This is a genomic window from Lyngbya confervoides BDU141951 (assembly GCF_000817775.3).
Taxonomy (GTDB): Bacteria; Cyanobacteriota; Cyanobacteriia; order Thermosynechococcales; family Thermosynechococcaceae; genus Lyngbya; species Lyngbya confervoides.
Genome location: NZ_JTHE03000013.1, coordinates 1 through 21,315 on the forward strand (window position 1 = coordinate 1; position 21,315 = coordinate 21,315).

A 21,315-nucleotide genomic window follows, 5' to 3' on the forward strand; every position below is an offset into this window, starting at 1 on the left:
TATGAACAGTCTTCGTAGCTTATTATAGCTACCAGGGCTTCTTGAGAAATTGCCCCCAACTGTTATTGAGAAGTTGCGAGATCTCTTGGAAATCCGTGAATATTGAGTCCCTGGCGGAGCAGAAGCCTTTCAGCTTTAATCAAAGGAGAAAATTATCTAATTTCAGGTTTCTGAAATCCTGAGTTTTCTTCTGTTCGACTAGGTCTGAATCAGGCCCATTCACTGAAACTTTTCGAGATATCCGACCAGAACTTCGCGAATTTTCTGTGTCCTTAAGGCTATAGGTCGCTTAACCTTATGGGTGAACTTCCAGTGATTTGATGGAAAATTCACAACAACTTAATATGCTCTGATCAATTTATTCGGGAACTACCACTTATTTTTATTTAACACCAAAGCAAATATCTTCGATGGAAACATAAAAATATTTACATGGAGGTATAGGGGCAGTCCCGGTTTATCTCAAGAGCGTCAAGGGTGTGGAGAGTGAGAACCTTTTCCCAGGTTCAAACGGACCTTCAGCGATCGCCCGTCTGATTCCGAGCCTGCTACGATGATCGCCGAGTGGCTGCACGGCGGACCGGAAGGGCCGCAAGCTCAAGTCCGAACTCCAGTCAGTTTAGCAATGACCGGTCCACATCGTGAATCATGCCCCGTCTTCACAAGGTCTTCACATTTATTGATTAGATTCTAGGAGTAGAAAAAAATAAGAACGCTCGTCTCAGTGGCATCATGTCTCAGTGGCACCATGTCCCACTGCCCCATACACGGTTACGCTCGGCTGAAACCGTTACGTTTAGCTAGGAGGCAGCCTATGAGAGGAGAATTATCCGCCGAAATCAGGATTGTTCGCGCAAATCCATGGGTCTCAAAAATTCCCTTTGTGTGTCTGTAAGGGCATCTGTACCAGGCTTATTTTCGGGAGAATACTGATGAAACTAATCAACCAGATGGATCATTCTTGGCCAAGTCTTGTTTCACTGAAGAACGCCAGTCAAACCCGCGATCGCCCTTCAAAAGGGAAGTTCAGGGATTATTCTATCAAAGCTTTCAATGCCGTGCAGATGGCTGGCTTTGAAGCTTATATCCATGGCCTAGAGATTCCTGACTTGGCCCTCAAAACAGTTTTAGATAAAACGCTGGATATCGTTCAGAGTCGATATCCTCATCTCTTTGTCACCTATGACTGGCTTCTGCAGGAAAGCAAGCACCTAGCCGAAGGGTCTAAGGAGTTGATGGCGATTCAGTATGATTTGCCCACCCGCTTGTTTCAGCGGATGCTGACAGAGAGTCAGGAAATATATCCAAAGTACACCATGGCTCTTTGGGAGAACGGAGCCGATTCACTACAAGAAGCTCAGCGTCAAATGCTGGATGATGTCTTTGAGAAGATAGGGATTGAGGATGGAGACACAGTTTTAGATTTAGGCTGTGGCTGGGGGGCTTCCTCGAATTATCTTTTGCAGAAATTTCCGCATGCTCAAGTCACAGGTTTAAATCTGAGTCATGAACAATGTAATTACATGCGTGACAAGATGGCCGATCCTACCAGCACATTGAGTTCTGGGCGCTTCACCCTGTGTGAGCAAGACTTTAATCAAGCTAACTTTGATCAGCGTTTTGACAAAATTATCGCAATCGGCCTGTTTGAGCATGTGGGCAATCTGACAAAATCCTTTGAACAGTTAGCCTCCTTTTTAACAGACAACGGTAAAGTCTTTCTCCATTTCATCTCAAGTCGCTTGCCCCATAACACCTATAGTCCCTACTTAAATCGTTACATCTTTCCCAATATGCGTATTTGGAGCTATGAAGCTGTTCCTCAACATAATCAGCATCTCAAAACGCTTGATCAGTGGTATCTCAGGGGTCATAACTATGCTCAGACCCTTCAATGCTGGCTGCAGAATTTTGATCAGCATCAGGAGGAGATTCGCACCCTTGAACTTGGAATGAATTATGCCAGATTTCGGCGGATTTGGCGCCTCTACCTCATTCTTTGCATCGCCTATTTTAATATGGATCGCGGTAACCTGTTGGGCAATGCTCAGTATCTTTTGGGTCATGCCGATTGATTTCAACGGATTGCCAATTGATTCCCTGCATTTGTGTTTCAGGTGAATGGCATGGAATATCACGAAACAATCATTGTGGGAGGTGGCCCGTCAGGGAGTAGTTGTGCCTGGAAATTACAGCAGGCGGGCCGAGATGTTTTAATTTTAGATAAGGCTAAATTTCCTCGTCTGAAACTCTGTGCCGGATGGATTCCCTCTGATGTTTTCCGGGATTTAGAGCTAACCCCAGTGGACTATCCCCATTCCCTGCTCAAGCTATCAACGCGACTGTATGTTGCCCCCATCCCCTTTGCCCTCATGCCCTGGCCGACTCGCGAGATAGATTACTCCATTCGCCGGATCGAATTCGACCACTGGTTGCTGCAGCGATCTGGGGCTGACTTTAAAGTTCATCAGGTCAACCACATCGAGCGGCAAGCAGGCCACTATATTTTAGATGGTCAATTTGCCTGTCAATATCTCATTGGTGCAGGTGGGAACGCTTGTCCCGTAAGCAGGCAACTGTTTCCGACGCAACGTCTCCGGCACGTCAAATTCTGACTCTAGAACAGGAATTCTATTATCCCCAGAGAGACGACGTTGCTCGGTTCTTTTTCTTTGAAGGTGGGCTTTTAGGATATTCCTGGTATGTTCCCAAGGGAAAGGGCTATCTCAATATTGGTTTGGGAGGATTTGCCCAATACTTTAGAAACAGCCATCTCTCCATACATCAGCACTTTAAACAGTTCCTGCAGAACCTGGACAAACGTCATCTCCTAGAGGCTGAAATCGGCCAATCTTTACATCCCTCTGGCTACGCATATTATTTATCTTCTGGCAATGGGAATTTTAATCATGGTCAAGTTAAGGGCGATCGCTGCTGTTTGATTGGGGATTCAGCCGGGGTGGCAACCATTGATTTTGCTGAGGGGATTGTACCCTCGATTCGCAGTGGCCTCCTGGCCGCCAGCAGTATTCTAGGGCAGACAGATGACGCATTCAAGACTGTTCCCAGATCGAGTCTGCGTCCGGAATTGCAGTGGATGCGACCTGCTTTTTGGGGGATATTTAACCTGTCCAGGACAATTCGATCCCTGCGACCCAATCCTCCATAGATACGCAAGGAAAGAGGTTTCCTGATGCCAAAATGCGGGATAGTCTCCTTGTTTTTTGACAAGCAGCGCCGACACAGCACTTTTTTGGCCAGGGCAAAGCTGCGCCACCAGCCCCACGTGAAGCAAAGGTATTCCATAAGACGTTGTGCCCCTAACCCCGAATACCGAATGCAAACAGGTGCGCAAGGATATGTGCAACAATTGCAGCTTCTAACCCATAGCGCCAAAAAAGGTAGCCAGCAACGATGCCAAACATCGCGTTTCCAACTGTTATGTAGACCATGACCGAGACCGGGACCACCGTCATGGCGGCGATCGCCGCTGGAACGTGTGAAATTCCAAACAGCAGAGCGCTGATCACGATACTGGCCCCCATGATCCATCCGCTCGGCTTTCCCTGTCCCCTCTGGACAATTCGCCACCCGACCCAGGCGAGCAGGGTCATCAGCCCCCACCGGATCAGGACTTCCTCGGTAATGCCACCGTAGAGAACCCTCACCACCAGCGGGATCGAGGCTGCCCCCTGAGCCTCAGCTAGCTCTGGGGGAGAGAAGAGATAAAAGCCAAGGAGGATTGCGGCACCAAGGACGCCCCCCACAAATCCCGGCCAGATCTGAGGGCGAACAGCCTCAGCAATCCTGCCCCGGCTGAGGATCGCCCAGATTGTCGGTGAAGACAGCCCCACCTTCTGCCCCAGGACTGATCCCAATTGGGCGGATAGCAGAACAAAGACGACTCCCTGGATTGCGGTGGCCCCTTGCAAGGTTTTAAGCGGAACTGGTGGCGTTGAACCTGACTCAAGGAGCACAGGTAGGGCCAGCCATGAAGTGGCGATCACCCCTGGCAGCGCTAAGGCGACCAATATGAGCGTTAGCTTCCCATTCATCGTTTGCACTCAACGAGATCTTTACAGTCCTCTAGACATTGGAACACAAGGGGTTTGGATCATCGAAGGTGGATAACCCGCTGAATCTCCTTGATGAACCGCAGCGGTTTCCAAGGGAGAAACTGGCTAGACGGTCTCAACCGGAGGGCGGTTATGCACTTCATAGCGCAACTCAGCCATGCCAGTTCCCATCTGACGCACAGAGACCAATTGAAGAATTGGGCTGAGCACCCTGCGGGGGAACAAGGGCTTCCCCTTTCCAAGGGTAGCAGAGCCAATCTGAACAATCAGGTTGTCTAACAAACCCGCATCGTAAAATTGCCCGGCAAGATCTCCCCCTCCCACAATCCAGATATTCTTATCGCCGGCCGCCTCTTGCATCTCAGAATGGATGTTGCGCACATCGCCAGTGACAAACTGGATCGTTGCGCCGTCTATGACCGGAAGCTTGCGACTGGAAAATACCCATGCTGGTTGGGTGTAGGGCCATGGCGAACCGGTTTCAGCGCTAACCTGTTCTACGTTCCGCAGGATCCATTCATAGGTTGCAGACCCCATGGCCAAGGATCCAACCTCTGAGATGAACTCTGGATAGCTGGAATCATCCAAGCTGCCGAGAGAGAAAAGCCATTCTAGTGAGTCGTCTTCCGTTGCAATGAATCCATCCAGGCTTGTAGCGATGTAGTATTGCGTTTTCATAGTTAAGGCTTGATACACCACCCCAGTCTATCGCCCCATTCCGCGGGCAACGGGGATAAAGGTAATATAGTAAGGGCTATTTTGAAGGGTTTTAAGGCTCCCTCGATGTCCCCAGGCTACTTTACGCCCTCACTTTATGCCCTCACCGGATAGCGCCCGCATCGCTTCATCGGCCTGCAGTGGGTTGAGCGATTCCTCCGGGTCAAGGCTAGCGACGGATTTGAGCGTAATCAGCGCCTCAATATTGTGCTGGATGGTTTGGCAAATATCGTCCAGCGGCAGATCGTTGGGATCGGTGCCAAAGGGATTTTCAATTTCAATGCCAATTTCTTCAATTCCAAACAGGGTAAAGCTCACCAGCGCCACTAAAATGCCAGAAAACCATCCCACTTCTCCCACCAGCTGAAAGGGGAGAAGCAGGCAGTAAATCAGCAGCAGCTGCTTCAGGTGAATGGCGTAGGCCATGGGCATAGGCGTTTTCAGAATCCGTTCGCAGGCCCCCACCACATCAACCATGGCATCTAATAGGCCGTTCATGGTGGTCATTTGATACAAATCCAGCCGACGGGCCTGATATTGATCTTGCAGGTAATCTTCGATCCAAAAGGCGATCGCCAGGGGCGGATTAGGATAGACCTGCAGCGTGGACCATTGATCCGGAGAAAACAGCACCTGCATCTGCTGGGGTAAGGTCTCCCGCCTCAGATGATGCTTGGTGGTCAGGGCAAAGGCTGCAATGAGGTAGAGAGCCGCAATTTTAGCCTGATGATCCTGCGGGGATGGTTCGGCAATCAAAACCCACATGCGACGGGTCAAGTTTCGCACCGTATTCACCAGGGTTCCCCAGGCCTTGCGACCTTCCCAAAAGCGCTCATAGGCAGTATTGGTGCGAAACACCAGCAGCAACCCCAGCACGATACTGGGAATGACATTGCCTAAAATGGGCCAGGCAGAAATCAAGCCCTGATCATGTAGAATGCTGACAAGTACCCCAAAGCCACCGCATAACGCCACCTTGGGTAACACGGCGGGAATCACCGATCCCCTGAGGCCAAAGGCAATCCGAATCCAATAGAGTTTGGGCTTAAGCATTGATCTTGAAGGGGGAGAGGAAAAGATTAGGCAGCTGCGATTGTGCCATTCAGGGGCTGCTGCCCAGATTTGGGTCCACAAGGGCAATGCGCTCGATCATACCCCATCGATAGCTCAGGGGCTCCTTATTGCTGAGAGTCTCCTTAAACTCAGATCTGATCCTCCAGATCTATGAATTCATCGTAGGGACTCTGGCGGCTAATCGTCGGGGGATTCCAGAGCTGCGAGATGAATAATGCCATCTCCCTGACTGACCAGTGGATTTCTGGTGCAGCCAATCACAATGCCTCCTTGCCGGGAGGTGACTTTAAATTGCTCATCGCCAAAGGCATCGGAAATGAAGCCAAGGCGCTGACGGGGGCGAACCCGTTGGCCCAGTTCCACTTCGGTGCGCAAAATGCCACTGTGGGAGGCCCGAATCCAATGGGTACTGCGCACCAAGCGTGAAGGAGGGGCCGGTCTGTCCTGTCCTGGCGCCAGCATATGCAGGTGAACCATAACGCGAAAAATCCCCTCAACCCCCACCTGAATCGCCTCCCGGTCAAAGCGCAGCGCTTCTCCCGCTTCGTAGAGCAAAACCGGAATGCCGCGCTTGGCCACTGCCTGACGCAAGGATCCATCCCGCACCGAAGAATGGATCACAATGGGCGGCCCAAAGGCCTGGGCACAGGCCAGGGTTTCTGGATCGTCCAGGTTGGCGCGAATTTGCGGCCAGTTGGTACGATGATTCGAAGCTGTATGCAGATCAATGCCATGGGTGGATTGACTCACGATTTTGCTCATGAATAAATGGGCCAGCCGCGAAGCCAACGACCCCCGGGTGGACCCTGGAAAGGACCGATTTAAATCACGCCGATCCGGCAGATAGCGCGACTGCTCAATAAATCCAAACACATTCACAATCGGCACCGCAATCACCGCCCCTCGCAACTGGAGCGGGTCAATTCTTTCAACCACGCGACGGATAATCTCTACCCCATTGAGTTCATCGCCATGGATGGCGGCACTAAGCCACAGTTTTGGCCCCGGTTCAATGCCGTGGATTGCCGTCACTGGCAACGAAATCAGCGTGCGGGTCGGCAGACGCGCCACGGGCAGATCAATGCGCTGCTGCTCTCCTGGGGCAATGGGAGTTCCGTTAATTTCCAGAGCCGTTGGGTTCAAGGTTTTTCTCTTTCCTGATGGGGGGTAGGACGGGCTAGTGCTTAATGCGATCGCGGTTTTTATTGGGACCGGCGTTTTTTTCAATGTATTCGATAATCTTACCGGATACATCCACATGGGTCGCTTTTTCAATGCCTTCTAGCCCCGGAGAAGAATTCACCTCCATCACCACCGGACCATGGTTGGAGCGCAAAATATCCACCCCGGCTACCCGCAGCCCCATGGCCTTGGCCGATCGCACGGCGGTGCTGCGCTCTTCAGGGGTGAGGCGAATTTTCTCCGCCAGACCGCCGCGATGGAGATTTGATCGGAACTCGCCCTCCTTTCCCTGACGCTTCATGGAAGCCACCACCTTATCCCCCACCACAAAGCAGCGAATATCCATGCCCTTGGCTTCCTTGATATATTCCTGCACCAGGATGTTGGCATCTAGCCCGCGAAATGCCTCAATGACTGAAGTGGCCGCCTGGTAGTTTTCCGCCAGCACCACGCCAATGCCCTGGGTACCCTCCAGCAGCTTGACCACCAGAGGGGCTCCCCCCACCAGCTCAATGACTCCTTCGATATCCTTGGTCGAATGGGCAAAGCCGGTCACCGGCAGACCGATGCCCTTGCGCGACAGAATCTGGAGACAGCGCAGTTTATCGCGCGATCGCGAAATGGCCTGGGATTCATTCAGAGCAAACACCTCCATCATTTCAAACTGCCGCACCACGGCGGTGCCGTAGAAGGTGTGGGAGGCACCAATTCGCGGGATCACAGCCTCAACCCCTTTTAGCTGCTGCCCCTGGTAGATCACCGTGGGCCGATTCGAGGTGATATTCATGTAGCAACGCAGGTAGTCAATGACCAGCATTTCATGGCCCCGTTTCTCTCCTGCTTCCTTGAGCTGACGGGTGGAGTAAAGTTTAGAATCGCGAGATAAAATGGCAATCTTCATGAAACTGGCAAAATAAAAGAGGTTAAGCAAGGTCTCTGATTTCGGGTCAATCTGGGCATCTCACCCCAGATAGGATCGGCCAGGGTCCACCAGAAACTGACGGCGCACCGCCTGTCGTCCCAGCAACATGCGAAATCCCATCACATCCCGATTGGTCAGGGTCAGTTCAATGGTCCAGGTGCGATCGCCCAAGCGCACCGGGGTCAAGATTACCGGGCGACGCTGAGCTTGGCCACCAGAATTACGCACCTCTCGATGCTCCAGCAACGGAGCCTGGGCCACCAGAGTTTCACGAGTATCGCGCTGCTGGGGATGAATCGTAAAGCGCACCATGCCCCTACCTTGGATCTCAAAAAAGTCGACGTCAAAGGCATGGAGTGCTGAGGTGCGCGCTCCGGTATCAATTTTGGCCTTGATGTGCGGAACCCCCAATTCCGGAAGCGCCACCCATTCGCGCCAGCCAATAACGGATAATTGGGAGGGGGCAACAGAGGGAGAATGGGGCTGCGACATGCTGGAATGAATGAACAACAGAAGGGCCAAATTTGAACCTCCGTAAGCTGATCCTACCTGGATTTAGGCCTTCTCTGTCTGTCCACCGACATAGATTTAGCGCAGGGCCGTCGACGCTAGCCAGCTGACGGTTTTTCCTGCCAGGGGGATAGGCCCTTATCCATCGGTCATGGACTTGATCGGTGAGGGATCTGCATCGGTGCCCCCTCACCGATCAGCGACGGAGCATACCTAGCAATACCAGCGTCGCCCGCCGATCGGGCAGTCTTGACTGACTTGACTGACTTGACTGAACTGACTTGACTGACTTCTGGGGCAAATCTGAGTGCCAAGGACTGGCAAACCCGCCCATTCAGGCTGATCCGGCTGGAGTTGGAAGCGCTGCCAGACTGGGAATACGGGCGCGCTGATCTTCCACCGTTAGCGGCGGCTGCTTGACATAGACTGATCCCAGCAAAATCCCCAACACCCCAGACTGGCGAGCGCGCTGGATGGCATCGTGGGTAATGAGCTCACCCACATCCAGAATCACGCGATCGCTCTGGTCCAGGATGACGCGGGTGGTGGGGCGACCCAGGGCGCGGTTAATTCTCTGAGTTTCCCACCATTGCTGACTGTGCTGCGAGAGCTGCGCGCTCTTGTGCTGAACTGAAGCCCAAAGGTCGCCCGCGCTGCTGCCCACCTGTTGGGTGCCCTGACGTAGGCGATCGCTGGTTTCCGCCAGTCCCGAGAGCAGGGCATTGCCAGAGGTTTGGAACACCTCCTGGGCCGACAGTCCAGTGGCCTCCACCAAGGCCTGCTCCTTCCCCAACTCCTGCGCCTTTTCAATCACCGCTGGGGTCACAATTTGACCCGTGGCTGCAATGATAAAGCCATCGCCGGTGCGAATTTCCTGACGAATCCGCCGCCCCTTGGTTTGGCTCACCAACCGCTTGGCCAAAATTTGCCTGGCCTTCTGGCTTAGCTCCGCCACAAAGCTGCCGCCCACGGCTCTATAAAGCTGATCCAGCAGGGCCTGATCCTCCGCCGCGGCAATCACCTGCTCGGTAACGGGATTGCCCGCGGTAATGAGCACCGTTCCATCCGCAGCCACTAGGTCATACTCCACGGTTTTCCCGATCATAAACACCTTTTGGTCTTCGGGGCTGACGACCCCCTGGGTCATGGCCTGCACAGCTTGCTCCACCAGAGTCTGCAGTCGCTGGCTGGTGGAGGTGGAGGTGGCTTGAATCCGCTGGTTCAGCTCCGCAGCAAAGCTGCCACCCACGGCCTTAAAAAGCTGATCGAGCAGGGCATGGGCCTCGGCTTGCGCCGCCACCTGTACCGTAACGGTCTCTCCCTGGCCAATAATTCGCGTTCCATCGGGGGCCACCACCTCCCGATCCACGGTTTTTCCCAGCATAAAGGCCTTTTGCTGGGCGGGGTCCACCAAAATGTTCATCATATTCGATACCGCTTGATTGACCACTTCCTGAATCCGCACATTTCCCTGGGCAGTGGCCGCTTGCACTCGACGACTGAGATCTTGGGCCAAACTCCCGCCCACTCCCTGATAAAGGGCGTCTAAAATCTGCTCTGCCTCTGCCTGCTCTGCTAGCGCCTCGGTCACCTCGGCCCCCTGGGCTAGAAATAGGCGTCCATCGGGCAACAGAATATCCGCATCCACGGTTTTGCCCACCATAAAGGCCCGCTGTTCCTGGGGATCCACAATGCTGTTCATCATGGCGGTAACGGCCTGATCCATAATTTCCTGGAGCCGTTGATGGGCCGCTTGGGTTGCCTCCTGAATCCGATGGGTCAACTCCTCGGCCACGCTTCCCCCCACCGCCACGTACAGACGGTCCAGCAGGGCGGCCTCCTCAGCCTGGGCCACAATCTCAGCTGTCACAGGCTGACCTGATTGAATGAGCACAGCGCCATCGGGCAGTAGAATGTCCTGATCCACAGTGCGGCCCAAAATAAAGGCCCGTTGCTCCTGGGGATCTACAATGCTGTTCATCACTGCGCTCACCGCCTGGTGAATCACCGTTTGAATTCTTTGATTGGTGGAGGCGGCGGTTTCCTGGAGCCTTTGGGTCACCAGGGCTGTAATTTCCTGCAGCCGGCGGGCCACCAGCCCAGATCCCTGCTGGAGTCGCTCACTGGCCAGTAACATCGACCCCTTCAGACCTCCCACCTGCTCTGCCATGAGATCGGCTACCTCCGGGGGCACGAAGGCAAAGCTTCGGCCAATTTTGAGGGTTTTGGGAGCTGGCACAAAACTACGGCCTGAGTAAACATCGGCAAACAGCCCCCCGGAGACCTCGTAGCCCACCACCGATCGGGTTTGATCATCAAAGTAGAGATCCACCAGTGTGCCTAAGTGGGTTCCGGTGGTGGTCATGATCTTCGTGCCGCGCAGGACTAAGTCTGCCTTGAGAATATCCTGAATCGGCTTGCGCTTGCGCGATCGCACCACGGCGCGGTCGTCGGGAACGATCAGGGCATCGGCCCCCATGCTTAAAATATTTTGCACCTCAACCACCCAGGATCCCGTCAACCAGTTGCCTTCTCCCACCAGCACACCGGCCAAGGCGTGGCTTGCTTGATCAAAAATTAAATCCTTGACGCGGGCCAGAATTTCCCCTGTATCGTAGGAAATCACCTGCTTTCCAATCAAATCACTGCCCTTACGCATTTTTAGATCTCCCGATGTTTTCTAAACTTTTGCTGGATTGGCCCTTACTGGATTGGCCCTTGAGGAATTGCTAGAGATGTTTCCGATGGCGACAGGGAGCGATCGGGCATTGGGCTGTTTGGTTGGGCAGTGCCAAAATTGGGCACGTAGTCTATGGATCCGGAATATTCTGCCAGCACCAGTCCACCCCCCACTAGCATTCCCATCAGAAATGAGACGGCGATGGGGGGGAGGGGATTGTATTTTTTGCCGATGAGTCGGGGCATTGGGAACTCCTTTGATCAGAAGGTAGGGCAGGGGTAAGGCTATCCAAGCCATGACCTCAAAGCCATTCACTTGATATCGATTTATTTCTATTAAAGCGCTAGAACCTTTGCCTTCAATCCACTTCCCGGCCATTGTCCCCCCCAAACCCTCAGTCTTTTGGACTCTATCTACAGACAGAAGCCATAAACAGAATCCACAGCCAGAACCCACAGATCACAACGAGGGATGATAGAAACGAGTGGTCGCGGAGACTGGCTGCGGAAGCGAGGGCAACCAGAGGGTCAAGCAGGTGCCCTCTCCCGGCACAGAGTGAGCCCGAATGGTTCCCTGGTGAGCCTGCACAATTTGCTGAACCAGGTTTAAGCCCAGACCGCAGCCTGAGCGGTGGTGCTGGCCCTGATAAAACCGGTCAAAGATGTAGGGCAAATCTGTCGCGGGGATGCCGCAACCGGTGTCCTGCACCTGCAGCTCGTAGCCTCCAGACTGGGCCGATAGACTCAGCTTAATATGGCCTTGATCAGTAAACTTCAGGGCATTACTGATCAGGTTCGTCAACACCCGGCGCAGTTCTAGCTTGGCCCCCCGTAACATCCAGGGGGTCTCTCCCAGCACCGGCACGGGGGGCTCCATCTCCAGCAAGAGCTTTAAATGCTTACCCTCGGCCAGAGGGGTCAGCTCGCTCACCACCGTTTCCACCAGCGATCGCAGATTAAAGGGGGTAAACGAGAGGGTTTTGGATCCGGCTTCGTAGCGGTATATATCCAGCAGGGTGTTGGTCATGTGTAGCAAATCCTGGTTATTCTCCTGCATGGAGGTCAGCACCCCGAGCACCCGTTCGGGCAGGAGGCCGTACTTCCCGCGCCGAAGCAGGGTAAACATGCGGTCCGCGGCCACGAGGGGCACGCGCAGATCGTGGGTCAGGCGCGATAAAAACTCCTCGCGCACCTGCATCATGTGCTCTCGATCGTCCATGGTGTGCTTCAGGCGCAGCAGCGATCGCACCCGCGCTAGCAACTCATCCACCTCCACTGGCTGACGCAAGAAGTCGTCTGCTCCCGAGTCCAGTCCCTGCACCAGGCCGCCCACACCCGGTTCCGCAATCAGCAAAATGGGAATGTAGGGTAGAGGCGTCAAGGTGCGAACCTGTTGACTCAAAGACAGGCCCGACTGGGCAGGAATGGCCATCTTGGACACCAGCAGTTGGGGCGGATGGGTGCTGATCTGGGCCAGGGCCACCGCTGGGGTTAGACATTGATCAGTGTCGTAGCCCTCCAGACTCAAAATCGAAGCAATGAAGCTACTCGGGCGATCATCCACCACCAGGATTCGATCGTGCCGCCGCAGATAGTCAGCGCTGGGAAAAGAGGACATGGCAGGTTGGCAATAAACAGTACGCAGCAGATGTCAATTGCGGGAGGAATCAGCAACAATAGATGCAGTTTTTTTGACAGCGGCCCTGTTTGATCCCTCAGATTCTATGTCCCATTCTCCCCTGCGCGTCATTATCATTGAAGACCACGTCCTCACTCGCATGGGTCTGGAATCAGCCCTGGGGGACTGTGCGGACATAGAAGTGGTGGGCGAAGCGGGCAGTGGTGCCGAAGGCCTGAACTTGCTCAGCCAGACGCCCTGTGATGTGGCCATTGTAGATGTTGGCCTGCCGGACTTTGACGGAATTGAGCTGATCAATCGCTTCCGACAGCTCCGCTTGAGCGCTCAGCCCCATTTTCTGATCCTGACCATGCACGACCAAAAACTCCAGGTGCTATCCGCCTTTGCCGCCGGAGCAGATTCTTACTGCGTCAAGGATACCGACCTTGATCTCCTGATTGAGGCCGTGCGCACCACTGGCGAGGGACAGTCCTGGATCGACCCCGCCATCGCCAGCATTGTTCTCGAGCATGTTCGCCAGGACCCGGCAGGGGGAGGACCCCGTGAAATTCTGATTCGAGGCCTGCATCCTGAGGAAGCTGAAATGATTGAAAAGTTCCCGCTCACGGATCGGGAGTTGGGCATCCTGGAGCTCATTGTGGAGGGCCAGAGCAATGCCGCCATCGCCGACACCCTGCATCTGAGCATCGGCACCGTAAAAACCCACGTGCGCAATATTCTCAGCAAGCTCTGTGCCTCAGATCGCACAGAGGCGGCGGTCAGGGCCTTGCGATCGGGGTTGGTGCAGTAGTTTCCGCCTCCCCCAAGGACTGGGACGGACTCGGGCAATCGCAAACCAGCCCCTCCAATAAATCCGTGGCGATGGCGAGGGGGGCTTCCAGGCGATCGCCCACCCGATTCACAAAACCGATGACGTCGCTCGCCGTATTGGCCAGACGATAGCCATCCACATAGAGGGCGCGGGTAGGGTAGTTTTTCAAAAACTCCAGCACCGAAATTTTGCTGTCATCCACCGTCGAAAGGATGATGGAGGAACGCAGCGCCTCAGTATTTTCTAGGCGCGGGGGCGTGTGCAGAACTCGCCCGACCTGAAACAGGGCGTATTCCCCCGGCAAAATATTGAGCACATTGTCCAGCAGCTTCGGACTCACCTTAACCTCTCGGGTGAGAAACTGACGCACCGTCTGGGGATCTTGATCGGTAGCGTTGATCAGAAATCTGAGGGTGGGGGTTTGTTGCCCGGTTTCCACAAAGGTTTCTAGATCCTCAAGGGTGATCGATCGCCCCAGCAGGCCGTAAGTGAGCACCACTTTTTCTGCCGCCTGGGCCGAGGGCGAGTCCAGGGCGCCATGGCCCCCGGCCAAGAGCAAAAGGGAGGCCCCCAGCATCACTAGCCGGGAGGACCGGAGCTGCTGCCCCAGGTGGTTAAGTAGGTTTCGCATGGTTCGTTATTGTGTTCGCAGTCTTGTTCGCAATCTTGTTCGCAGGGAAATCTACTGCTCTAGCTGGCGGAGCGAGGGAAGCGTCTCCGATGGATTCTGGGCCAGGGGGCGGGATTGCACCGGTTGCGGCTGGCTAGCCGCCTGAACCGTCTGATCACAGGACGCGGCATCGCTGGACTGGGCCGAAGCGTAGGAATTCCCCCTGGGGGCAGCGGCCGTATTGCAGTCGCAGATGATGTCGGCCAGAAAGCCCTTGGCAATTTCCAGCGCCGGTGCAACTCGCTCCACAAAGTCAGACACGCGATTGTAGGTGCCCTCAAGATTCGTTAAATTTACCCGAACCGTTCTTTGGGGATATTTACGGACCAGCTCCATAAAGGAAATTTTGCTATCCACCGCGGCAAGGTTCACGGCAGACTTCAAATCCAGCAGGTCTTTTTCCGTTTTTCCAGTGGTGCTGCTGATGGCATCATCAAGCTGTCCCAGGGCAAATTCCCCCGTGGCACTGTCTAAAAACCTATCTAAAAATTTGGGGACGCGAATTTCCTGAATCAGCAAGGTGCGAATCGCAGCCGGAACCTGCGCGTCAGTTCCCAATAAATCCTGAATGGATTCCGGCAAAATCCCGGTCTCTGTAAACGATTCCAGTTCCTGGCGGCCCACACTCACTTCAGACCCTTGATAGTTCAGAAAAATCTGTTCAGCGGCATGGACCCTTGGCCCCCACGCGGCAGCACCCAGCACCAAGCTGCTGACGACCAAGCTTCGCAGGGCCAGGGCTGCACTCTGGGTTTTAGCACTCTGGGTTTTAGCACTCTGGGTTTTAGCACTCTGGGTTTTGGCACTCTGGGTTTTGGCAATCTTTCTGAAAGTCATTCCAACCTCAAACTGTTCAGGCACGACAATATCTCCCCATTGAAAGTTGATCCGGGGGGTATGTCATCCTCAATCGGGATGGTCTTGCTGCGCCAGCTCTCATCCGTGGGAGGGACATTTACTCTCTCCATCAGATGATGGCCCTGGACTGAGGGATAGACAATCGCCCCGTCCCAGCTCACAGTTGTTTGCGAAACCCGTTCGGAAAAAATCCTAGGAAAAGTATTGCGCCAGATCCGATCCCGCCATTGGTTTGGCGTAGTAAAAGCCCTGAATCATATCGCACCCTGCAGCCCGTAACCATTCCTGCTCCGCCTCTCGCTCTACCCCTTCGGCTAAAACCTGCATCTGGAGAGCATGGCCAACGGCAATAATGGCCCGAGCAATTTCCTGATTGCTCACATCGTGATCAATTTGGCTCACAAAGGAGCGGTCAATTTTTAAAACGTTTGCTCCCAGGTGCTTGAGATAGCTCAAGGAGGAATATCCGGTGCCAAAGTCATCAATGGCCACCTTACACCCTAAGGCTTGGAGCTGATCAATCAGTGTGCGCACCTGCTCAAGATCCTCTGGAAGCGCGTCTTCGGTAATTTCAAAGCCGATCTGGCTAGGGCTGAGATGGTGGTCCGCGATGAGCTGCTGCACAAGGGCAACGTAGTTGGTTCGTCCTAAGCTTTTGCCCGACAGGTTAATGCCCACGGGAGGGACGACTCGGGACCGGGCCTGCCATTCCACAATCTGACGGCAGGCAGCCTGCAGGACCCAGTCCGTTAGCGGTTCAATTAAATCTGTTTGCAGGGCGAGGGGAATGAATCGGGCCGGGGAAATGAGTCCCCGCTGAGGATGCTGCCAGCGCACCAGGGCTTCACAGCCCACCAGGGTAGAAGTTCGCAGGGAAAGCTGCGGCTGGTAGAGCAAAAATAGCTCTTGATGGGCAATGGCCCGACGGAGATCGCGCTCCATTTGCAGCCGCTGTTCCGTTTCTTGGGTCATGCTCTCGGTATAAAAGGCATAGCGGCCCTTACCTTGACGCTTGGCCCGGTCCATGGCCGCATCGGCAAAGCCCATCAACTCATCCGCCTCGCGACTGTGATCGGGATGAAGACTGATGCCCAAACTGAAGGTGATCTCCAGATCGCGCCCCTGAATTTGAAACGGTTCCCTGAATGCCGCCTGGATTTTCTGGATAATGGGCAGCAGCGCCTCCTGCCCCGTCAACTCCTCCGCCATCATTAAAAATTCATCGCTGCCCGCCCGAGCGATGGTATCGGTGACCCGAAAGCTGTCCATCAGTCGATGGCTCAGGGCCACCAGCAGGGCGTCCCCCGATCCGTAGCCCAGGGCGTTATTAATATCCCGAAATCGGTCAATGTTCAGCACCATGACCGCCACGCGCGTGGATTCGTTGCGCTGGTTACGCGCAAGGGCGCGCGCCAGCCGATCCATAAACATGCGCCGATTGGGCAGTCCGGTGAGGGGATCGGAACTCGCCAGGATGTTGAGCCGATCCTCAATTTCTCGCTGATGGCTGATGTCTAACAGGAAGGAAACAACATAGGTCTGGCCAGACGCATCGACAATGCGCGAAATGGATTGAATAGTGGGAAAGAGCACCCCGGATTTTCGCCGCTGCCATACCTCGCCCTGCCAGTCTCCCGCCTTCAGGAGATCGAGCCAATGCCACGGGCGATCGCCTTGGTCAGGCAGACAGGGCGCTAAAATTTCTAACCCCTGCCCTAATACCTCGCGCTCCGAGTAGCCCGTCATGGTTTCGAAGGTCTGATTCACGGCGATAATTTTCAGATCCTGATCGGCAATGAGAATCGCCTCGCAGGTGCTGGAGAACACCTTGGCCAGCAGCAGCCTGCGCTGGTCCGCCACCTTGCGCATGGCAATCGCATCGAGCAGTTTGGCCACGACACTGCGCACCTCGGGTGGCCCCTCCAGGGGGGTCACCCTGGGGTCGGCATCGATCACCGCTAGGGTGGGCGTCAGGTGCTGAAGCGGCCGCAGCACCTGACGCGACAAGAGAGTGGCAAACGCGATCGCCCCCCCACTCACCACCCCGCACACCAGCAACACCCGGTAGATCTGCTGCTCAACGGGGGCCTGAACCGCAGCAAGGGACAATCCAACGTAGGCATGCCAATCAAGCTGAGAAAGGGTTTGGTGGTGGTAGACCTGAGGAGTTCCATCTAGCTCAAGGCCGGAATAGGTGCCCAGTTTATTGCGCAACGAGGGCTGAGGAAAGGGCAAGGCCTGAAGATTTTTCCCCAGCTGCTGTTCTGGATCGGGAGATTTCGCAATTACCCAGCCCCCAGCATCGGTGACGGTAATGGACACCCCCTCATGGCGCTGCTGGTAGGCAGACAAAAAACTGAGCGATTCCAGCGTCACTGGCAGCCCCACCACCCCCACCCACTCATCCTCGGCATCCAGAATCGGGTAGGAAAACATAATCACCCATTGCTGAACCAAGGGTCCAAAGAAGGGCTCACTCATGATAAAGGACTGGCGATCGCTGGCCTGCTTGAACCAATCCTGGCCTTCCAGGGAGGGGAGAGCGGTCTCGGGCGGGGATATCGCTGAGCAGATCACCTGTCCCTGGCGATTCACCAGGAGCACATTGGCATAGAGACTGGCGGAGGGCTGGACCGGTAAGCCAAACAAATCACAGGCCCGCGGCTCCAGATCGCGGAAGGGAGACAGACGACTGAGCAATCTCACCTGGGATCGGCTGTCCTCAACAAATCGATTAAAGCGAAAGTCCAGTCGGTTGGCGATCGCCTGCACCTGGTCTTCTGCTTCCTGCTGGCGAACCTGCTGGCGTTCATGGAGATCCAGGATCACCAACCCCATCAAGGGTGTTGATAACAGGGCCATCACGCACAGAATTCGATCGCGAAGTTTCCACTTCCTAATCATCCAAGGTTCACCGATCTGAACTACCGATTTTTAGCTTCTAAAATCAAATTCCTGCAACCATTGTTAAATTCAATTTGTAAACTTTAATGATAATCAAAAAACAATTGTAAACGCTGTAAAGATAGCTTAAAGGGAGAGAATCTTGAGCACATAACTCTATCATATTAATCCAATTATTTATAATCTTAAATAAAGAATAATGTCCGGTGCATTCCCGCTCCATTCTAGCGATTTTCCCTTGCCCTCCACCCCGGCCCCAAAATTAAGCTCGGACTTTGCCTCTGACTTCTCTTCACTCACGCTCTTCGCTCCCTGGAAGGAAAAAAAGACAGGGGGACAGCCCCATCCATAGATCATCTCCCGATCCACCAGTAGGTTTTCTGCTGTTCCTGGGGAGAGGAAGAGGGTAAATTTTGACCCTGGGGATTGAGGGATCATCCTGAGGGCGCTAAGGGGTACAAACTGACTCAATTGCCCTGAATATTGCGAAAAAAATTTACCCCATTTCGGGCAGACTTTATGCTAACAACTCCGGGCGATCGCACGGGCCATTCAGGAGACTTGCCCCCTCGCCCCCTTGGCCGGCCCCAACCGGCCCACACCCGCTAGACTGCGGATCCGAAGGAGGATCGGCCAGCTAATGGCGTGAGCCCGAACCCAACCTGAACCGAATCTGGGGCTCTTCAGTTCAATCTTTGGATAGAGTCAAGTCCCTATCCTTGCGGGGATTCGCCGATTGGCAATGATCGATAGGATAGAGCTGTTGAGATAAGGAACACCATGCAATCTTTCAATCATCAATCCTTCGGACTGGGCTTGGGATTAATCGGGAGTTTGCTCATCGGCACCTCTTCAGTGGCCGCAAATCCAGCAATCGTTGCCTCCAGTCCCCCACCTCAAGTCTTCACAACGCCCACCTACGACCGCGAACCGCTACCGAAGGCCCTAAACACGGCCCAAGCCTGGCAAACGGTGGCCCACAACGCCATGCGGGACAAGGATTATCACAACAGTCTGGTCGCCTACAATAAGGCCATAGATCTTGCTTTTCCTGAGCAGCGCGCCCTCCTGCTCGAAGAGCGAGGCTGGGTTTACTATCTGTCTGGATATTTTAACCAGGCTAGCCAGGACTTACAGCGGGCAGCCTCGCTCTATCTGGATCAAGAGGATCGGCAGTCTTACCGTAATGTGATCCAGATGCGACGGTTCATTGACACCCAGGCCCGTCAGCTTCAACCCACCCCCCGACAAGGAGAACTCAGCCAGCTAGATACAGCGTCAATCCTTCCCTGACGGATCAGCAGATTTTCTGTCAGAATTAAGTCCATCCAGCGCGAGTCCATGCCCTCCATTCTGAATCGGTAATGTTCACCCCCCTTCTCCTCGCGAACTCCACATGATCTCCTTTGTGCCGCCTCGTCCTTCGTTCCGATTTTGGCGACAGCTCTCGCCAAGAGTGCGTGGCACATTGATCCTAGGGGTGCCCATTCTCTGTACCATTGCCATCTTCTCGGCTTGGATGAGTACCCGCATGAGCGCTCGTTCCGCCGAAGAGTGGGTAGATCATACGGAAATCATTATTTTCAAATCGAACGATTTAATTCTCAGCGTCACAACCCTGGAGTCGCGGGTCAGGCAACTGGCGATCCTTGGCCGGTCCCCAAACCTGGACCAGATTCAAAGCACTCGCCAAGAGGTCTTGGCCTTTTCTAAGGTAATTTCACGGGAGGTACAGGGTAACCCTGCCCAACAGCAGCGTTGGCAGCAGGTGCGGCAGCTAACGGAGATCAGGCTCCAGTTGCTGGAGACCCTAGCCCAGGAACTTCAAGTTCCCATCCAAGAATCAGATCGGTTTGCGGAACTGGCGCCTCTTTTGGCAGAAGGGGAATCGGCCATGGCAGCGCTCCGGGATGCCGTATCCACCTTTCAGAGAGAGGAGCTGATGCTGCTAGAGATTCGTCAGGCCCGCTTAGATCAAATTTCGCAAGCCTCTAACATCATTGGCTGGAGTCTGCTGATCGGGAGCCTGGCCAGTTCCTTTGGGGCCGTCTATCTGTTCTGGGTACTGGACTTTGAACGCACCGAACAGGATCTACAGCTGAGTGAAAGTCAGCAGCTCACCCAGGCGATTGCCGCCTCAGTGGTGGATGGGGTGATTATTTTGAACGGATTAGGAGAGGTGGAAACCTTTAATGAATCGGCCTTGCAAATGTTTGGCTATCAAGCCCATGAGGTGGAAGGTCGTCCCCTCAAAGACTTTTTAGAAGCCACTCCGGAGCGTCCCAAGCCAGGGGGCAGCCCAGCCGCAAATCGTAGGGTTTTAAAAACCTACGGTCTGAGAAAATCAGGAGAAACCTTTACCGCAGCCGCCTCCTGTAGTCTGGTTAAACCCAATCAGCAGCAGCTGATTATTGTTCGGGACATCACGGATCAAGATTTGGCCAACAAACGACTGGAGGGCTACGCCCGTGACTTGGAGCAGCTCAATCTGGCTCTGACCACCTCCAACTCCGCTTTGATCGAGAGAAACCAAGAGCTGGATCAGTTTGTCTACGTGGCCGCCCACGACCTGAGATCGCCGCTCAGGGCCATCAATAGCCTATCGGAATGGATTGAAGAAGATCTCAGCGAAATATTACCAGAAACCAACCGCCAGCAGTTTCACCTGCTGCGGAGCCGGGTGGAACGCATGGGAGCACTGATTAATGGCTTGGCCAGCTATGCTCAGATTGGGCGCATCAAACAGCGACGGGAGCCCGTAGAGGTGGGCAAATTGCTCACCCAAATTATTCGCCAGCAAAACTACCCAGCGGATTATTCCATCGTGGTTCACTTGCCCATGCCCACCCTTTTGGCCCACGCCCCCTACCTGGAGCAGGTGTTCACTCACCTCATTGATAACGCCATTAAGTTTCACCACCAGGAGTCTGGAAACATCACCATTCGCTGTCAGGAACTGCCCCAGAGCTGGGAATTTTTGGTGATCGATGACGGACCGGGGATTGATCCGGCCTTTCATGACAAGGTGTTCCAGGTTTTGCAAACGCTGCAATCACGGGACGAGATGGAGAGCACCGGCATCGGCCTAGCCATTGTCTCCAAAATTTTAACCACCGTAGGCGGCGAAGTTGCCATTGAGTCCACACCGGGCGCCGGCACCACGGTGCGGTTTCTCTGGCCCAAGGCCTCCCCCAGGGAAGAGGATCTTCCCAAAGGTAGATGAACGAGCGCGGTAAATATTGCCAGCGGAATACCTGAGCCAAAGAGCAGTAA

19 protein-coding genes are annotated in these 21,315 nt (G+C 54.3%); 6 read left to right on the top strand and 13 right to left on the bottom strand.

Annotation, left to right across the window (positions count from 1 at the left end; translation table 11 throughout):
- Positions 1–845: 845 nt before the first annotated feature.
- Genes QQ91_RS01765 through QQ91_RS01775 form a run of 3 tightly spaced genes read left to right on the top strand, consistent with a single transcriptional unit; the run spans position 846 to position 3,169 of the window.
- A complete protein-coding gene (locus tag QQ91_RS01765) occupies positions 846–2,075 on the top strand; it encodes a class I SAM-dependent methyltransferase (RefSeq protein WP_201277276.1) in 1,230 nt (409 codons plus the stop codon).
- Between the two features lie 51 nt (positions 2,076–2,126).
- Positions 2,127–2,615: an NAD(P)/FAD-dependent oxidoreductase gene (locus QQ91_RS01770; RefSeq protein WP_166279220.1), complete on the top strand. Its 489-nt coding sequence runs from the start codon at positions 2,127–2,129 to the stop codon at positions 2,613–2,615.
- Positions 2,558–3,169, top strand: coding sequence for a geranylgeranyl reductase family protein (locus QQ91_RS01775; protein ID WP_166279223.1), 612 nt, complete (start codon positions 2,558–2,560; stop codon positions 3,167–3,169). The genes QQ91_RS01770 and QQ91_RS01775 overlap by 58 nt, the downstream gene beginning before the upstream one ends.
- 151 nt (positions 3,170–3,320) lie before the next feature.
- Here the strand turns inward: QQ91_RS01775 and QQ91_RS01780 are convergent, their stop codons facing one another.
- The 9 genes from QQ91_RS01780 to QQ91_RS01820 all read right to left on the bottom strand — a co-directional run bounded on the left by QQ91_RS01780 (position 3,321) and on the right by QQ91_RS01820 (position 12,778).
- Complete coding sequence (locus QQ91_RS01780; protein WP_166279226.1) at positions 3,321–4,055, bottom strand: CPBP family intramembrane glutamic endopeptidase; 735 nt, start codon at positions 4,053–4,055, stop codon at positions 3,321–3,323.
- A gap of 126 nt (positions 4,056–4,181) precedes the next feature.
- Positions 4,182–4,754, bottom strand: coding sequence for a dihydrofolate reductase family protein (locus tag QQ91_RS01785; protein WP_166279229.1), 573 nt, complete (start codon positions 4,752–4,754; stop codon positions 4,182–4,184).
- A 129-nt stretch (positions 4,755–4,883) separates the two neighbouring features.
- Positions 4,884–5,846: a bestrophin family protein gene (locus tag QQ91_RS01790; protein ID WP_166279232.1), complete on the bottom strand. Its 963-nt coding sequence runs from the start codon at positions 5,844–5,846 to the stop codon at positions 4,884–4,886.
- Positions 5,847–6,044: 198 nt separating this feature from the next.
- The gene (locus tag QQ91_RS01795) at positions 6,045–7,010 is read right to left on the bottom strand and encodes a succinylglutamate desuccinylase/aspartoacylase family protein (RefSeq protein WP_236096034.1); all 966 of its coding nucleotides are present in this window, start codon (positions 7,008–7,010) and stop codon (positions 6,045–6,047) included.
- A gap of 34 nt (positions 7,011–7,044) precedes the next feature.
- Positions 7,045–7,950, bottom strand: coding sequence for a 30S ribosomal protein S6--L-glutamate ligase (gene rimK / locus QQ91_RS01800; RefSeq protein ID WP_166279235.1), 906 nt, complete (start codon positions 7,948–7,950; stop codon positions 7,045–7,047).
- Between the two features lie 60 nt (positions 7,951–8,010).
- On the bottom strand, positions 8,011–8,463 hold the full coding sequence (locus tag QQ91_RS01805) for an ATP-dependent zinc protease family protein (RefSeq protein WP_166279238.1): 453 nt from the start codon (positions 8,461–8,463) through the stop codon (positions 8,011–8,013).
- Between the two features lie 352 nt (positions 8,464–8,815).
- On the bottom strand, positions 8,816–11,140 hold the full coding sequence (locus QQ91_RS01810) for a PRC-barrel domain-containing protein (RefSeq protein WP_166279241.1): 2,325 nt from the start codon (positions 11,138–11,140) through the stop codon (positions 8,816–8,818).
- 44 nt (positions 11,141–11,184) lie between these two features.
- Positions 11,185–11,406: a hypothetical protein gene (locus QQ91_RS01815; protein WP_166279244.1), complete on the bottom strand. Its 222-nt coding sequence runs from the start codon at positions 11,404–11,406 to the stop codon at positions 11,185–11,187.
- Positions 11,407–11,620: 214 nt separating this feature from the next.
- Positions 11,621–12,778 carry an ATP-binding response regulator gene (locus tag QQ91_RS01820; RefSeq protein WP_166279247.1) on the bottom strand — a complete coding sequence of 386 codons (1,158 nt, stop codon included), beginning with the start codon at positions 12,776–12,778 and terminating at the stop codon, positions 11,621–11,623.
- Between the two features lie 106 nt (positions 12,779–12,884).
- Between QQ91_RS01820 and QQ91_RS01825 the strand changes: the two genes are divergently transcribed.
- A complete protein-coding gene (locus QQ91_RS01825) occupies positions 12,885–13,589 on the top strand; it encodes a response regulator (RefSeq protein ID WP_166279250.1) in 705 nt (234 codons plus the stop codon).
- On the opposite strand, the gene QQ91_RS01830 is transcribed toward QQ91_RS01825, so the two are convergent.
- The 4 genes from QQ91_RS01830 to QQ91_RS01845 all read right to left on the bottom strand — a co-directional run bounded on the left by QQ91_RS01830 (position 13,558) and on the right by QQ91_RS01845 (position 18,480).
- The gene (locus QQ91_RS01830) at positions 13,558–14,241 is read right to left on the bottom strand and encodes an alpha/beta hydrolase (protein WP_166279253.1); all 684 of its coding nucleotides are present in this window, start codon (positions 14,239–14,241) and stop codon (positions 13,558–13,560) included. The two genes, QQ91_RS01825 and QQ91_RS01830, sit on opposite strands and share 32 nt — an antisense overlap.
- Positions 14,242–14,292: 51 nt before the next feature.
- The gene (locus QQ91_RS01835) at positions 14,293–15,117 is read right to left on the bottom strand and encodes an alpha/beta hydrolase (RefSeq protein ID WP_166279256.1); all 825 of its coding nucleotides are present in this window, start codon (positions 15,115–15,117) and stop codon (positions 14,293–14,295) included.
- Between the two features lie 213 nt (positions 15,118–15,330).
- A complete protein-coding gene (locus tag QQ91_RS01840; protein WP_166279259.1) occupies positions 15,331–18,042 on the bottom strand; it encodes a bifunctional diguanylate cyclase/phosphodiesterase in 2,712 nt (903 codons plus the stop codon).
- 177 nt (positions 18,043–18,219) lie between these two features.
- Positions 18,220–18,480: a hypothetical protein gene (locus QQ91_RS01845; RefSeq protein WP_166279262.1), complete on the bottom strand. Its 261-nt coding sequence runs from the start codon at positions 18,478–18,480 to the stop codon at positions 18,220–18,222.
- 342 nt (positions 18,481–18,822) lie between these two features.
- Here QQ91_RS01845 and QQ91_RS01850 point away from each other — a divergent pair, with 342 nt between their 5' ends.
- Positions 18,823–19,335: a tetratricopeptide repeat protein gene (locus QQ91_RS01850; protein ID WP_166279265.1), complete on the top strand. Its 513-nt coding sequence runs from the start codon at positions 18,823–18,825 to the stop codon at positions 19,333–19,335.
- 238 nt (positions 19,336–19,573) lie between these two features.
- Positions 19,574–21,265, top strand: a complete 1,692-nt coding sequence (locus QQ91_RS01855) for a sensor histidine kinase (RefSeq protein WP_250833231.1) — start codon at positions 19,574–19,576, stop codon at positions 21,263–21,265.
- Positions 21,266–21,315 lie beyond the last annotated feature (50 nt).

What these genes read in the sequence shown, in the direction of transcription:
- QQ91_RS01780 (WP_166279226.1), bottom strand. Translation starts at nt 4,055, where the DNA reads ATGAATGGGAAGCTAACGCTCATATTGGTCGCCTTAGCGCTGCCAGGG.
- QQ91_RS01850 (WP_166279265.1), top strand. Translation starts at nt 18,823, where the DNA reads ATGCAATCTTTCAATCATCAATCCTTCGGACTGGGCTTGGGATTAATC.
- QQ91_RS01855 (WP_250833231.1), top strand. Translation starts at nt 19,574, where the DNA reads ATGAGCGCTCGTTCCGCCGAAGAGTGGGTAGATCATACGGAAATCATT.
- QQ91_RS01770 (WP_166279220.1), top strand. Translation starts at nt 2,127, where the DNA reads ATGGAATATCACGAAACAATCATTGTGGGAGGTGGCCCGTCAGGGAGT.
- QQ91_RS01815 (WP_166279244.1), bottom strand. Translation starts at nt 11,406, where the DNA reads ATGCCCCGACTCATCGGCAAAAAATACAATCCCCTCCCCCCCATCGCC.
- QQ91_RS01785 (WP_166279229.1), bottom strand. Translation starts at nt 4,754, where the DNA reads ATGAAAACGCAATACTACATCGCTACAAGCCTGGATGGATTCATTGCA.
- QQ91_RS01830 (WP_166279253.1), bottom strand. Translation starts at nt 14,241, where the DNA reads ATGCGAAACCTACTTAACCACCTGGGGCAGCAGCTCCGGTCCTCCCGG.
- QQ91_RS01810 (WP_166279241.1), bottom strand. Translation starts at nt 11,140, where the DNA reads ATGCGTAAGGGCAGTGATTTGATTGGAAAGCAGGTGATTTCCTACGAT.
- QQ91_RS01805 (WP_166279238.1), bottom strand. Translation starts at nt 8,463, where the DNA reads ATGTCGCAGCCCCATTCTCCCTCTGTTGCCCCCTCCCAATTATCCGTT.
- QQ91_RS01825 (WP_166279250.1), top strand. Translation starts at nt 12,885, where the DNA reads ATGTCCCATTCTCCCCTGCGCGTCATTATCATTGAAGACCACGTCCTC.
- QQ91_RS01845 (WP_166279262.1), bottom strand. Translation starts at nt 18,480, where the DNA reads ATGATCCCTCAATCCCCAGGGTCAAAATTTACCCTCTTCCTCTCCCCA.
- rimK (WP_166279235.1), bottom strand. Translation starts at nt 7,950, where the DNA reads ATGAAGATTGCCATTTTATCTCGCGATTCTAAACTTTACTCCACCCGT.
- QQ91_RS01835 (WP_166279256.1), bottom strand. Translation starts at nt 15,117, where the DNA reads ATGACTTTCAGAAAGATTGCCAAAACCCAGAGTGCCAAAACCCAGAGT.
- QQ91_RS01840 (WP_166279259.1), bottom strand. Translation starts at nt 18,042, where the DNA reads ATGATTAGGAAGTGGAAACTTCGCGATCGAATTCTGTGCGTGATGGCC.
- QQ91_RS01790 (WP_166279232.1), bottom strand. Translation starts at nt 5,846, where the DNA reads ATGCTTAAGCCCAAACTCTATTGGATTCGGATTGCCTTTGGCCTCAGG.
- QQ91_RS01820 (WP_166279247.1), bottom strand. Translation starts at nt 12,778, where the DNA reads ATGTCCTCTTTTCCCAGCGCTGACTATCTGCGGCGGCACGATCGAATC.